The 14,729-nt window shown below is 33.7% G+C and carries 15 protein-coding genes and 1 pseudogene; all 16 read left to right on the top strand.

The annotated features are described in order from the left end of the window. Positions 1 to 396 precede the first annotated feature (396 nt). Positions 397 to 675, top strand: a complete 279-nt coding sequence (locus F3G98_RS09740) for a TrbC/VirB2 family protein (RefSeq protein WP_103568014.1) — start codon at positions 397 to 399, stop codon at positions 673 to 675. 10 nt (positions 676 to 685) lie between these two features. Next, positions 686 to 3,475 (top strand): VirB4 family type IV secretion/conjugal transfer ATPase, encoded by a 2,790-nt coding sequence (locus F3G98_RS09735; protein WP_149726107.1) that lies wholly within the window; start codon positions 686 to 688, stop codon positions 3,473 to 3,475. 11 nt (positions 3,476 to 3,486) lie between these two features. Next, positions 3,487 to 4,281: a type IV secretion system protein gene (locus F3G98_RS09730; RefSeq protein ID WP_107969422.1), complete on the top strand. Its 795-nt coding sequence runs from the start codon at positions 3,487 to 3,489 to the stop codon at positions 4,279 to 4,281. 9 nt (positions 4,282 to 4,290) lie between these two features. After that, a complete protein-coding gene (locus tag F3G98_RS09725) occupies positions 4,291 to 5,457 on the top strand; it encodes a type IV secretion system protein (protein ID WP_103568017.1) in 1,167 nt (388 codons plus the stop codon). Between the two features lies 1 nt (position 5,458). Continuing rightward, on the top strand, positions 5,459 to 5,704 hold the full coding sequence (locus F3G98_RS09720) for a hypothetical protein (RefSeq protein WP_103568018.1): 246 nt from the start codon (positions 5,459 to 5,461) through the stop codon (positions 5,702 to 5,704). 1 nt (position 5,705) lies between these two features. After that, on the top strand, positions 5,706 to 6,410 hold the full coding sequence (locus F3G98_RS09715; RefSeq protein ID WP_103568019.1) for a VirB8 family type IV secretion system protein: 705 nt from the start codon (positions 5,706 to 5,708) through the stop codon (positions 6,408 to 6,410). Positions 6,411 to 6,412: 2 nt separating this feature from the next. After that, positions 6,413 to 6,688: a hypothetical protein gene (locus tag F3G98_RS09710; RefSeq protein WP_103568020.1), complete on the top strand. Its 276-nt coding sequence runs from the start codon at positions 6,413 to 6,415 to the stop codon at positions 6,686 to 6,688. Positions 6,689 to 6,691: 3 nt separating this feature from the next. Then, entirely contained in the window at positions 6,692 to 7,240 is a 549-nt protein-coding gene (locus tag F3G98_RS09705) for a hypothetical protein (protein ID WP_107969420.1), read from the top strand. Further along, entirely contained in the window at positions 7,241 to 8,188 is a 948-nt protein-coding gene (virB9, locus tag F3G98_RS09700; protein ID WP_103610262.1) for a P-type conjugative transfer protein VirB9, read from the top strand. Further along, complete coding sequence (virB10, locus tag F3G98_RS09695; protein WP_223228592.1) at positions 8,175 to 9,320, top strand: type IV secretion system protein VirB10; 1,146 nt, start codon at positions 8,175 to 8,177, stop codon at positions 9,318 to 9,320. Before virB9 ends, virB10 begins: the two co-directional genes overlap by 14 nt. Continuing rightward, positions 9,317 to 10,318, top strand: coding sequence for an ATPase, T2SS/T4P/T4SS family (locus F3G98_RS09690; protein ID WP_103568023.1), 1,002 nt, complete (start codon positions 9,317 to 9,319; stop codon positions 10,316 to 10,318). The genes virB10 and F3G98_RS09690 overlap by 4 nt, the downstream gene beginning before the upstream one ends. Then, positions 10,315 to 12,108 (top strand): annotated as a pseudogene (locus tag F3G98_RS09685) (type IV secretory system conjugative DNA transfer family protein); the annotation flags it as partial. The gene F3G98_RS09690 and the pseudogene F3G98_RS09685, both read left to right, overlap by 4 nt. A gap of 363 nt (positions 12,109 to 12,471) precedes the next feature. Continuing rightward, positions 12,472 to 12,693, top strand: coding sequence for a helix-turn-helix domain-containing protein (locus F3G98_RS09680; protein WP_103568025.1), 222 nt, complete (start codon positions 12,472 to 12,474; stop codon positions 12,691 to 12,693). A gap of 16 nt (positions 12,694 to 12,709) precedes the next feature. Continuing rightward, positions 12,710 to 13,180 (top strand): cag pathogenicity island Cag12 family protein, encoded by a 471-nt coding sequence (locus tag F3G98_RS09675; RefSeq protein ID WP_103589007.1) that lies wholly within the window; start codon positions 12,710 to 12,712, stop codon positions 13,178 to 13,180. Then, positions 13,137 to 13,841, top strand: a complete 705-nt coding sequence (locus tag F3G98_RS09670; protein WP_103568026.1) for a TrbM/KikA/MpfK family conjugal transfer protein — start codon at positions 13,137 to 13,139, stop codon at positions 13,839 to 13,841. The genes F3G98_RS09675 and F3G98_RS09670 overlap by 44 nt, the downstream gene beginning before the upstream one ends. Beyond that, positions 13,841 to 14,729: hypothetical protein (locus F3G98_RS09665; RefSeq protein ID WP_149726106.1), on the top strand; the 889-nt coding region annotated here is incomplete at its 3' end. The genes F3G98_RS09670 and F3G98_RS09665, both read left to right, overlap by 1 nt.

The following is a 14,729-nucleotide window of genomic DNA, read 5'->3' as shown; positions in this document are numbered from 1 at the left end:
ATTTCTTTCGGTTTTTTACTGGTTTTTTAATTTAAAAAAGTCTATTTTTAGGTGCTTAGAGAGCATTTAAGCAAAAAATATATTACTAAAAGATAAAAAATACTTTGAAATATCGTCTTGATGGGTTTTTTATCGGTTTTTTAATGCTTTGCAAATCATAAAATCAAAATTTCAAAAAATTAGCTATGCTCTAGGATGATGAATTGTAGGCTACTGATAAAAAATTGATTAGAGTTTTCATATTTTTATATCATTTTATTCAAAAATATGTTACACTTGCGTGTCAATATTTAAAAGGAGACATAAAATGACAAACAACATTTCCGCTCTAATCGTCGAGAGAGAGAGAGAGAGAGAGAGAATAAAAATCGCTTTCTAAAATCTAGCTCTACTTCAATCTCATATTTCAAGCAGTTTTCTGCTTTTCTGTTTTTATTTTTTTTCCCAAATTTTCTATTTGCTGCTGGTGGAACTGGTCTCACCAAAGTGGATAACTTTTTTTCAACTGTGAATGGTTGGTTAAGTGCTGCTGGTGTTCTCATTATGACTGGTGCAATCATGGTTGCAGGATACAAGGTAATGTTCGGTGGTCAAGCAATTAGGGAAGTTACACCTATAGTTCTTGGTGGTATTCTTATTGGCGGTGCAGCGATGATCGCTGGCATGCTCCTTTAAAAGATACTCAATGTTAACTCCTGAGCCTATCTATAAAGCCTTGACCCGTCCTCCTATGGTATTTGGTGTTCCTATGGTGCCCTTTATGATTATGGCACTTAGTTGGGCTTTATTTGCAATTTTTGCTAAAGTGCTATTTGGAAACGAATATTTGCTCTTAGCAGTTATGATTATTCCTACCACCTTTGTTTTCCAATTTATAGTCAAAAAAGACGATATGGCGTTTAGGCTTTGGGGGTTGAAACTTAGATTTTTTAGATCCCCTGCCATTTGTAAATTTTATAATGGCAGAAAAAGTTATATGGCAAATTCAACATATACCAAGCAATCTATGCGTAATTTCTATCCAAAACTTAGCGTTGTTGGGCTAAGCGAATTTGCAAATTTAGAGAATTTAATTCCGTATCAAACATATATTAATAACGTCGTCATCACAAAAGATAGAGATTATTTAGCCACATGGCGAGTTGATGGTATAGCTTTTGAAGTAGAAGATGACGAATTAATTGATCTTGCAAAAAACAAGCTCAATATGCTTGTTAGACAATTTGCTGGTGAAAATATTAGTTTTTATTTTCACAATGCTAGAATTAATACACAAGTTGGCTTGAACGATTATTTTTCAAATGAATTTTTAAAAAGTTTCTCAAAAAAGTATTATGAGATTTTTAGCTCTGAAAATTTAAAAGAAAACAGACTTTATCTAACTGCGATATATTCACCATTTAGTAAGGCTGAGAAACTACACTTTAGAAATCAAAACATAGATACGAAAAAGAAACAGATCAAAGCTCATTTGAAAAGTTTTCACCAAAAATGCATAACTATTGAACAAAATTTAAACCATTTTAAGCCACATAGACTTGGCATATATGAGCAAGATGGTGTAATTTTTAGCTCTCAACTAGAATTTTACAACTATTTGATAGGTGGTAAATTTACAAAAGTTCGTGTTCCAAATGCACCCCTAGACTTCTATCTTAATGGTAACTTAAATGAAATTTTTCCTTCACAGCATACTTTACAGCTAAATTTTAACGATGGAACTAAGAAATTCGTGAAAGCAATTGAATTAAAAGACTATCCAAATGTAAGTTTTAGTGGAATATTTGATAGTCTAATGTATGCTAATGTCGAATATACCATAACTCAAAGCTTTACGCCACTTTCGAAAAAGGAGGCAAGAGATGAGCTTACAAAACAACAAAAAAGATTAGTAGCAGCAGAAGATGATGCATTGAGTCAAATTGCAGAACTTGGCACCGCTTTAGATGAACTACAAAATGACATAATCTTTGGAGAGTATCACTTTTCTATTGTCATATACGCTGATACACAAAACGAGTGTGAGCACATTGCAAACCAAATTGCGGTCGTATTGCAAGATTTAGGATTTTTAGCAACACAAGCCAATATAGCTCTAGAAGCTACATATTTTGCGCAGCTTCCAGCAAATTTCACGTTACGCCCTAGACTTCACACCATTTCGAGTAAAAATTTTGCTAGTTTTGTAGCACTTCACAACTTTCCACGAGGAAAACAATATGGCAATCCATGGGGAGATGCCATTGCAATATTGCAAACGCCAAATGCGCAGCCATATTTTTTTAACATACACCAAACAATTTTCGATAAAGACGAATTTGGTAAAAACGATGTTTTAGCAAATACCTTCGTTTTAGGTCAAAGCGGTGGAGGCAAAACTGTTTTAATGAATTTCACGCTAAATATGCTCTGCAAATTTAATGAGCCAGATACTTTTGCAGAAAACACTCCAAAAGAAAAACGTAAGGCTACCTATTTCTATTTAGACAAGGATAAAGGAGCTATCGGCAATATTATTGCCATTGGCGGAAAGTATTTAACCATAACAAGTGGAGAACCGACCGGATTTAATCCTTTTAGTTGTGACGCAACACCTGAAAATATACGTCGCTTGAAGGTTCTTTTAAAAATGTTAGTCACCAAAGGCAATCAAAATAATTTAATGTTAACAACTAGAGAAGAAGAGCAACTCAATCTAGCAGTAGATAGCGTCATGAGACTGGAAAAAAGCGAAAGAACTCATGGCATCAGTAGGGTTTGGCAATTGCTTCAAGAAGGCGAAAATGAGTCAAATTCCTTAAAATCTAGATTGATGGCTTGGACTATCGGTAATGAATTTGGATGGGTATTCGACAATGAAATGGATACTTTAGATTTTAGCGACGAGAGTATTCTTGTGTATGGTATAGACGGCACAACGATCTTAAAAGACGATGAAATTTCTCCATATGTTGCATATTATATTCTTTGGCGAATTATCGATATGGTTGATGGACGCAGGTTTGGCTTATTTATCGATGAAGCATGGGATTGGCTCAAAAATCCAGTAGTGTCAAAAGAGGTCTTCAACAAGGAAAAAACCATTAGAAAAGAAAACGGCTTTTTATTTCTTGGCACTCAAAGTGTCGAAGATATCGCAAAATCTAGCATTGGCACAGCAATCATGGAACAAAGCGAAACAGTGTTGTTACTAAGTAATCCAAAAGCAAAAGAAACTGATTTTTGCGGTTCCTTGGGTATGAGTGAAGCAGAATATCAATTCGTTAAAACAACAGATCCAGAGAAATATGAATTTTTAATACGAAAAGGCGTTGATTATAGGGCGATTGCCAAGATCAATCTATCACATCTAGGAAACATGATAAAAGTTTTATCAACAGCGAAAGTCTATGTTGATGAAATAACAAATATTAATGCCTTGGATATCAGTCGTGAAGAAAAATACCAACTCATCAAAAAATTATATAAATTTTAAGGAGAAGACATATGAAAAATAGTCTCGTTTATAAAGCAAGGAAAGCTTCAGTTATAGCCACTTCTGTAGCAATTCTATCATCTAATCTATTAGCCTCTGGTATTCCAGTAGTTGATGGTGCTGCTATAGCCCAAAATCAAGCAACATTTACCATGGAGTGGATGCAAACGCTGAAGGACTACGCTGAAAAAGTCAAAGTATGGGGAGAAGAAGCTTCACATAGAGTCCAAGAAGTTAAAAAATGGGCTGATGAAAGAGTGCAATGGGCAAATGACCTATATACCAAAACAGGCATTAGGGATATTGTCAATTTCACAAAAGAAATGAACGAACTCTATAATGAAGTCTACGATACTGGCTATTCAATATATACACAAGCGACAGGTTTTAGTCTCGATAGCTTTGATGAAAGGGCATGGGATTTGTTTTTAAAATTTGGTGGAACAGACCAGTGTTCATCAATAAGTGATATTACGCATAGAAATATCTGCAAAAAGAATACCACAAGTGCTTTTAAAGAATTTGAAGTTGTAAATAGACAATTTGATCGTCTTAAGCACGAAATTAATGATCTTGACAAAATAAGCAAAGAAGTAGCTAGAAATAAAGGCAAACAAGAGGATCTAAAAGGTTCTATAGATACTTCAAATCAAATAGCCCTATTGCGTGCCAGACAAGAGAATAACTGGCGTGCCTATCAAAGAGACATGGATCAGTTAGAAAACGAAAGAAAAAGATTACAAGACGCAGAGTTTAAGATGACTAAAGATAGGCAGCGAGCAGCATTTAAAATTTTACAAAAATAGGCTCATAGTATGTATAAAGTAACAACTGATTCAGGTCGAGGATTACACGATCTAGTCATAGATATATCAGAGAATGTTGATAGTTTCTTTCAAAATAATTATTCAAACGGAGTGGGAGCACTTCAATCGTTAATTAATACAACTGGAAATATTCTAGCTGTATATCTTACCGCTTGGATAATGATCGAGGGATATAAAATTCTTTGGGGTAATGGCAAACAAACTTTTCAAAATTTTGCTTTTGATGCAACCATTAAGTTTGTCTTTATAGTCTTAGCAATGAATGCTGGAAACTGGATAAATCTTGTTTTTGAAGCATTCAATGGTGCAAAAGAATATGCAAATACCTTTTTGTCATATGACGGCAAAGGCTTATACTCAAAAATCGCAACATGGGCTGGATTTATGGGCGACTACTACGATGTAGTATGGGATCAGTCAAGCACTTTAGAGCTAGCATACATTATCTTCATAATTATTATAGCTTTTATTGGCTTTTTTATTGGTGCAGTCCCTATTTTGAGAGCGCTGTTTGTAAATACACTATCATTTCTATTGCTTATGATTTTAGCTCCATTGGCATTTTATTTTTTAATCTTTAAAACAACTAAAAATTCATTTGCACAGTGGTTCCAAATGGTTTTAGCAAATATTATTGCGTTGCTCTGCCTATCATTATTCTTAAATATTTTATTTGATTACATGTTTCCAAAAATCAACAGCAGTCACGATTTTAAGGATGAAGTATTTGTATTGGCTCTAGCAATGGTATTTTATGGAATTCTTGCAAATATAATGTGCGGTATGGCTACTGGAATAGCCGAAAAACTCACTAATGTTAGCCTTGATGGATTAGCAGGAACAGGCGTTGGACGTGCAATGGGTCTTGCAGGTGCTGTTGGGGGTGGTGCAATAGGTGGTGCAATGTTGGCGGTAAGAGGTGCTCAGGCAATGGGTGCTGGCAAGGCAACTGGTTTTATAGGCTCTCGTCTTTTAGGCGCAGCCACATCTGCAGCAAAAGAAGTTGGCAATTCAAAACTCGGTCAAAGCATCAACTCTGGAATAAACACGATTAAAAATTCTTCAGCAGCCCAAGCCGTTGGATCACGACTTAACCAAGCGAAAAACATAGGTTCAAAAATTAACAATTTTACAAAAGGTCAAGGTTGGAAATAAAATGAAATTAAATAATATTTTAAACTATAAAAAATATTTTAAAAAAATATTAAATTATATTTTAATATTTTTATCTTTACTTGTAGGCACAAGCTTTATGAGCGGTTGTGCCGCTCATAATTCTCCTAAATTTGAAAATAGCAGTAATCAAAAATGGGAAGATTATTTTGATAGTAATGAATACAAGCCAGTAAATGAAAATAGAGAAAATTTAGATCTCAAACAAAGCATAAAAAAGGCAATGTAAAATGAAAAGAGCTAATGATAAAAATGATTTTTTGGCTTCTAATAATCCAGATGATGTAGCAATTAGCTATGAAGCAAGCATTAGATACATAGCAGAACAAGCTAACAAGAGGGCTTATTTTATATCAGGTGTGGCTCTACTTATTGCTATCATCAGCGTTATCGCTGTTTGCTTATTGACACCATTAAAATCGGTTGAGCCTTATGTTATTAGGGTTGATAATACAACCGGAATGGTTGACATAATAACAAGCGTAAATAAAGCCGAATTCACAGGTAATGAAGCACTCGATAAGTATTTTGCAACAACATATGTAAAAGCGAGAGAGGGATACTATTATGATATTTTGCAAAGCGACTATGAATTAGTTCAAATTTTAAGCTATCCAAGCGTTGCCAGTGATTATTTGAGAATTTATGAAGGTGAAAATTCTAGAGACAAAGTTTTAAAAGATGACTACGAAGTAGAGGTTGATATTGTTTCGGTTACACTGGGAAATAGCGCTGGAGCACCTACTGCAACTATCAGATTTAATCAAATTACCAGAAAAAAAGGCGAAAAAATAGCTGTATCAAACAAAGCAAAGATTGTGACACTTTCATATGACTACCAACCAAATACACTCACAACAGAGGAAGAGCGTATTAAAAACCCACTTGGATTTAAAGTTAGCACGTATAGAGTTGATGACGAAATAAGGAGATAGAAATGATTACTTATGATGATTTCACAAAGTTAATTGATGTTATGACTGAGCTTTTAGCTCAAAAAAATACTGACATTGCAGAACTGGTGCAAGAGGTCGAAACCTTAGAAAGAAAACTCGCATTATATGAGCAGAAGGATCTATTTGAAGTAGTAGGGACTTCAAATATCGGTGATCAAGTTTTGAAAGTATATGAGAAATTTGTTCCAGATTTTGTAACAGATGAAGAAATTGCAGCAGCAAACTCCATTGCACCAAAATTTGACATTTCGGAGTAAAAAATGGATTTTAAAACAGCATATACGCACGATTTGCTTACTCAAGCCGAACAATGCTTCTCAGATAAGGAGCTCACGCATAGCTTTTTAAAATTTATTTTCAATAGTTCTAAAAATAGACAAGAAGCAGAGAGAAAACTAAAAGCCCTTAGGGCTAGAATTTTTCATTTAGAAGATATGGCAAAAAATTCTTACAACATGATCCTTGATATGCAACGCACTGCACAACAAGAAGAATATGAGTTAGACAAAAAACAAAGACAAGTCTTTGGCAATAGTGAAATTTATGACTTTTTTATAGATAGCAAAAATGATGAATTTATAGCATATCTAAAGGAAATGGCGCCATTAGAGCGAATAAATACAGCTATTAAACAATTTGAAACGATGAGAGCACGTTGTGATAGTCTAATAGATGGTTTAAGAAAAAGCTATCCCATGAAGAGTAATAAAGTCATTACACAAACACCACAAACAAGTTCTAAGGCGAGAAAAAGCAACACATTACAGCTAGATCGTGGCTTATATTTAAACAATACTGGGAGATTTTAAATGATAAAAAATAATAAAAAATTATTTAATATTGCAATAATTTTACTCTTAGCAATAGCAAATTTACACGCAGTAAATACTCCAAGGCTATCTAAATTTGACAAACGCATCACGTATGCAACATACAATGCCGATGACGTTGTCTTAGTTAAGTGTAAAGAGGGTTTTGTGAGTATTATAGAATTTGAAAAAGATGAACGCATCGTAAATATAGCAACTGGTTTTAGCGATGGTTGGGAAGTAATGGATAAAGATAACTATCTATTTATTAAACCAAAGAGTTACACCATAAAATCCGAAGAACAAAATATGACCAATGAAAGTGGTGAGCAAATAGAATTTTATGGTAGTTCGGTTATTCAACCAAATGCAGCTGATTGGAAGACAAATCTAATCATCACAACAAATAAAGATAAAGTTTATACATTTGATTTGGAACTAGGAGAGACTAACAAGATTAATTACAAACTAACTTTTAATTATGCAACCCCTAAAGAAAAGATAGAAAAAGAGAAAGCCGAAAAAGAACTCGCCGAAAAAGCAGCAAAAGAAAAGGCACTATATAAAAAAGAGATCGATAGAAATACAATACCTAGAAATTGGAACTTTGCAATGCATGTAAATAAAGATAGTGAAACTATAACACCTGATTATGCATATGATGATGGTGTCTTTACATATCTTGGTTTTAGCTCAACTAAAACTATACCAAGTGTCTTTCTCTTTGATGATGCTAATAAAGAAAGCATCCTCAATACTCATATCAAAAAAGACGGCAAATATGACGTAGTTGTGATCCACAAGACAGCTAAAAAAATTTTACTAAGAAGTGGCAATAAGTTAGTCGGAATCATAAATAATGGCTATGGTCAAAATCCACTTGATAAAACCTACAGCACTAATAAAGACAATATTCAAAGAGAGATTATAGACAATGAGCAAAAATAGAAGTAATGAAAATATGAATAATCAAGAGTCTCAAGTTGAAAGAATTGAATATGAGCATCCAGAAGTCGAAAATGAGCCAAGCAAAAAATTAATGGTTATTGCGGTCATGGTTTTATGTCTGGTTGTTTTTGTTATGGTTGGTCTTAGTTTTTTAGGGAAAAATAGAGAGGCAAATGATGCTGTAAAATCACAAGTTCAACAAATAGGAACTGAAGTAAAGAATAAAAATTTTGAGTTGCCTCAGCAAGAAGTGTCTCAAAAGAATTTTCAAGAGTTTCAAGCTGCTTCAGCACCACAACAAACGCCTGTGCAAGTAGCGAGCAAGCCAGACCCTTTATCAAATACTACGGTAGTTCAAAAAACTATTTTTAAGCCTAAAGTTTTTAAAACTGGTAGTAGTTTGGCGATTGCAACAAGTAGTTCAAGCAAAAAAGATATATATGTTGCCGACCAAAACATATCTTGGGCAGAACAAGCCAAACGTTTTGAAGAAGACCAGGATTATGAAGGCAATACATACACTCCAAAAATTGCCGTAAAAGACAAATTTAACCCTAGTCTCTTGCTTCAAAAAGGCACATATATTGGTTGTTCGCTCGACACTAGACTTGTGTCTCAAATTAAAGGCGGAATATCTTGCACAACTAGCGAAGACGTATATAGCAAAGATGGCGTAACTCTCTTAATTGAAAAGGGAAGCAAAATCTTTGGCAGCTTCAGAAGCGGAGAGATGAATGATGGAATGAATAGAATTTTTGTTATTTGGAGCGAGATCAGAACACCAAACAATATTAACATTCCAGTTCAAAGTGGTGCTAGTGATGAATTAGGCGGTAGCGGTCTACAAGGATACGTTGATCATCAATGGCTAAAAAGATTTGGTGCTAGCATATTGCTTTCAATGGTAGATGATGTTTTTAATTATGCTGCAAATGGTAAACGTGACAATAGCTATGACTATAGCGAAAACACTAGAGACTCTACACAACAAATGGCAAATACTGCACTTGAGGAATTTATAAAAATAAAACCGGTCCTTTATAGAAATCAAGGAGATATAGTTGGTGTTTACGTCAATCGTGATATAGACTTTAGTAAGGTGTATAAGCTTACAATAGGTAGAAGAAAATGAGCACTGTGGGATTAGACAAATCTGCTATGCTGGATGGCTACGTCAAAAAGTATTTTGGCAAGTATCTAGATGATGAAAGCATAAATGAAATAGCTTACAACGGCGGAAATCTAATTTGGACTGAAGATATAATCGGTAATTGGTCTAGTCACGAAAGTGAATTAAACTTTAATGCTGCCCTATCTTTTGCTAATGCATGTGCCGCTTATAAAAACGATAAGATAGAAAGACAAAAACCTATTTTATCATGCATTCTTTCAACTGGAGAGAGAGTGCAAATAGTTATACCAAATGCTACAAAAGAAAATCATATATCAATCACCATTAGAAAACCTAGCAAGGTTCGTTATACGATAGATGACTACATTAATAATGGTTCAATAGATGCAAATATGGCAAATGAACTAAAAATAGCTATCGAAAATGGCAAGAATATTATTATTTGTGGTGAAACTGGTAGCGGAAAAACTACTTTTATGAAAACGCTTATCGATTTTATACCATTAGATGAAAGAATTATTACTATAGAAGATGTTGAGGAAATTAAATTTTGGGATCATAAAAATTTTGTTCAACTCTTTTATCCAAGTGAGGCAAAAAGCGATAGTCTAGTAAATGCCACAACTCTCTTAAAGAGCTGCTTGAGAATGAAACCCAGCAGAATTCTACTAGCAGAAGTTAGGGGTGGTGAAACATATGATTTTTTAAATGTGATTTCAAGTGGTCATAATGGCAGTATGACAAGTTGTCATGCTGGTAGTGTTAAGTCAGCCATAGATCGTCTTGTAATGATGAGCATGCAAAATACTCAAGCCCAAGTTCTAGGTAAAGATATGTTGCTTGATATTGTTTCAAATACAATTGACTACATCGTAGTTTTTAAGCGTCTTGGCAAGAAACGCCAAGTTACAGAATACTTGGCTAATGGCGAATATTTCATAAGAAATAATGAAGGTAATGCTTTTGTTGAGTCTAGCTTAAGGAACGCTAAGCAATGAAAAAAATGCAGATTGGTTTTTTAATTGCAATTGCCTTAATTATAGGCTATTTCTTGGCTAGTGTATTATTTTTTGGACTAAATCACAGTTTTAAAAAGCTTCCAGAAATATGGTATTTAGGGCTTACTTTTGATATGCTGATAAACGGCTGGTCAAAAGCATATTTGGCTTACTTTATTGCAAATTTAATAAGTTTCACTCTAGCTTTTTTACTACCATTTTTACCAAAGAAACAAAGCCTACACGGAGATGCAAGATTTGCAAATGCCAATGATGTAAAGAAAATGGATCTTTATGGAGATGGAATAATCATTGGTAAATTTCAAAACCGCCTCTTAAGATTTGGCGGTCAGCAGTTCGTATCGCTTGGCGCTCCAACACGTAGCGGAAAAGGCGTTGGTATTGTTATTCCAAATTTACTTGACTGGAAAGAGAGTGCAGTTGTTCAAGATATTAAACAAGAGTGCTTTGACTTTACTAGCGGATATAGAGAAAAAATACTAGGGCAAAAAGTATATTTATTTGATCCGTTCAATAAACGCACTCATAGATATAATCCACTAGCTTATATTGATATGGCAAGCGATAATGCAGATGGACAGCTAACTGATTTTGCAAATATTTTATATCCCATGACAGGCGATAGCACTACGCAGTTTTTTAACCAACTAGCTCAAAACTTATTTATAGGAATTTGTTATATCGTTCATGATCTTTTAAATTCAAAAGGTGGCATTTCGCTCCTAAAAGCACTAAATATGGAGATAGATTTTACACTATATGGTATTTTGCAAATGAGCGAAGGTTTTAAAGGTGAAGTTGATATAGACGGCAATAGAAAAATTATATTCAAGGCATTTGATGATACATATAATGTTTTATCTGAGCTTGGGCTAATTGGTAAAAAAGCTCAAATGCGTTGCCAAAGCTATTTCAAGATTGATAGCGATAACACAAAAAGTGGCGTTATGTCAAGCTTCAATGCTCCTTTGATGATGTTTAGAAATGACAATATGAGGCTTGCTACTTCAGCAAATGATTTTGATTTTAGAGATCTTCGTAAAGAAAAAATGACTATTTATGTAGGTATTACTCCGGATCAATTGGCAAATGCGAAGCTAATTTTAAACATATTTTGGCAGCAATTAATCTTGGTAAATACAAAAGAGTTACCGCAAGCTAATCCCGATTTAAAATATAAAGTGCTTTTAGTAATGGATGAATTTACTGCACCAGGCTTTTTAGGAATATATTTAAAGTCAATTAGCTTTATAGCTGGATATTGGCTAAGAAGCCTAATGATCTATCAATCAAACTCACAACTTGAAGCAAATCAACCTGATGGATATGGTAGAGAAGGCGCTAAAACACTGCTTACAAACCATGCTTGTCAAATTTTTTATACACCAAGAGAACAAGAGGATGCTAAAAAGATTAGCGAAATTTTAGGAACAAAAACAATTAAAAATAGGAGTAGAAATCTGGGACAAGGCGGTGGAGGAAGTGAAAGTGACACAAGTAGAGCCTTAATGCTTGCGCAAGAATTACGAGAAATGCCTTTTGAAAACGAGCTAATTACGATTGATAATGGCAAGCCTATTATGGCAAAAAAGGCATTTTACTACTCAGATCGCTACTTTATGAACAAATTCAAAGAAGTAAGTCCAAGCCTTAGAGCGATCGATGGAGATAAATATAAGATAAAAGTGAAAGAAAATGGAAAGATACCAAATCGCAATCAATTAGAGAAAGCTATTCAAAATGGTGAGACAAACATAGAAGTCCCTATTCAAAACATAGCAAATATAAAAGCATACTTTAAAGAGCTTTATAATGATGAAAGTTCTAGATATAAAAATTTACCTGAAATAGTTCATGAAATAGATGAGACTCAAGAAGAATATGAAAAAAAACTTAGACTTCAAAGGGATAAAGATGAAGCAATAAAAGAAGAGACTCAAAAGCTTTACGAGCAACAAATAGTCGAACAATCGAGTAATGCAAATAAAAGTGTAGAAAATATCGATACTGATCCGGTAGCAGAAGAAACAATCAACGATAGCGATAGCATAGAAGAATTAATGGCTCAAAATGCTAGTTGCCCAAATTTTGATGAATTAGACGATGAAAGACAAGACTATAGTGAGTAGATAATGAAAGATACAAGCTTTTATGAAAAATATATAACACCAGCACAACTGGAAGAGATGTTTGGCATTAGTAGAGGACTTCAAAATAAGTTACGAATGCAAAAGAACTATACGGATGAGAATAGACAAAAACATTTACCTTTGCCATTTTTAAAAATTGGCAACCGTATTTTATACAACATTGATAGCATCAAACAATGGCTAGAAGACATAGAACAAAAGTAATTTCTAAGGAGACAAAATGATTAAATTTACGAGTTTAGCAAGTATAGCGGCTATATCCTTTTTATTTTTTGGATGTTCAAGCATACCAAAGCCAATAGAACTTGATAGTAGTAGCCAAATCACTATCAACCAAGAACTAATTAGGCAAGAAAGGCACAATATTCCGTTAGACCCATTCTTAAAACAAAACAACTGGACATATAACTTAATGTTTGAAAAAAGTGGCGATGAGTATATACCAAATAATATGATTGTTAAAACATTCTATGTAGCACACAATGCTGATAAGATCATAGTTATTGGAAATAAAAAGATAGCCCAAGACTACAAAGATTACTTAGCAAGCAATGGTTGTAAGAATATTGCTATTCATCCAGTAGATAGTATTGGACAATCTAAAAAACGCGTAAATATCTTATTTTTTGGAATGAAAGGAAAAAACGATGAAGATTATATCAAAAGCTTTACTAACTTGTTTGATTTTTAATAGTGCTGTATATGGGGCTGACGAGCTTACTGGGGATACAAAACTAGCATGCGAAGCTATTTTGTGCCTATCAAGTAGCGAAAGACCAAGTGAGTGTTCGGCAAGTTTAAGTAAATACTTTTCAATAAGAGCAAAAAAGGCACATGAAACGGCAAAAAAGAGGAAAAATTTCTTAAAGCTTTGTCCAACCGATACTGCTATAAAAACAGACCAAGATTACGCAAGTTTGATTGATACTATATCAGAGATAGGTGGGGGATGTGATGCTAGCGATCTTAACAAGAATTTGGACAAACGTCGTGTCTGGGATAGTGAGAAAGGACTATATCAAACTCAAATTAGAATAAGCCCAAACATGCCTGAATATTGTAAAAGACTTGCTCGTCATAATTATACAAATATTAAGGACTTGAAATATACTTGCGACACCAAGTTTTATGACGAGAGTATATGGAAAAGAGGATATGAGCTACAAACTATAAGTCAAGCTCAATACAACGCTTTAAGTAGCGATAAAAAAGAAATTCAACCAAATCCAGAATTTTCGAAATGTGGCGACATAAATAAAAGTTACCATTGGCGACAGAGTTGTCGTCAACATATATCTCAATACCTATTCTTTGAGAAGAAGTATTTTAGTAAAACATGCTGGGTAGACTGATGGAAAATGAAAATCTATTTGATAGCACTGGCTCATCTGAAGTTGCACCAATAAGAAAACTCGAAAGCAAAGATGAAATCATAGCTAGGCTTCAAAAAGAGGCAGAAAATGCCAAAAACGAGCTAGATGATGTAGAGCAAGGCAAAAAAGAATTGCAAGAAAGACTTGAAAGACTAGTTTATGAGCGTAATACAACAGCTGATATTTTAAAGAATGAAGTGGCAGAGCTAAATTCTAAATTTGAAAAAGCTGGATTGAAAATAAGCGAAAAAGGCGTTGTCTCTGTCTTGGATTATTCCAACTACCAAAAAAGAGTTGACATGAGTTTCAACATGTTTAATAGTGAGCTAAATTTGGTTCAACAAGCCTTTGAAAGATTTGCAACAGAAAATAATGCAGATTACAGTAGATACGTTAAAATGGTTCAATCGCTTATGGATGAGAGTGCAAAGCTTAAACAACTCTTTGAATACCTAAATGAATTTATGCTAAATCCTCCTAGTAAAGAATTTATGGCTCTCATGAATAATACACTTGCTATTAGGAAAATAGCTCAAGACTATAAAGAATTTGAAAGCATCGCAGACATCACTAAAGTCAAGGTAACCATGCAAGATCAAGAAAATGCTTTTAACGAGATGACTATGCAGTTTAATAATTTTGCTGCAAATCAAAACAAATTCTTTGAAGAAGAGCTAAATAAAATTGAGGTTTTTAAGGACAAGATAAACATAAGGCTAAATGATACTGGAGATGAATATAAAAGATTTAGTGAGAATATGATCGCTAATTTAAACAATCAGTTAAAAGTTTTTGAGGTAAATCTAGCTGAGTATAAAGAAATTAGAGAAAATGAAACAAAAATACTAAAAAATTTAAAAAAAGAAG

The organism is Campylobacter concisus (assembly GCF_902460895.1).
Lineage (GTDB): Bacteria > Campylobacterota > Campylobacteria > Campylobacterales > Campylobacteraceae > Campylobacter_A > Campylobacter_A concisus_BC.
Note: the sequence above shows the minus strand (reverse complement) of the source record. Positions and strands in the feature narration are given on the sequence as shown.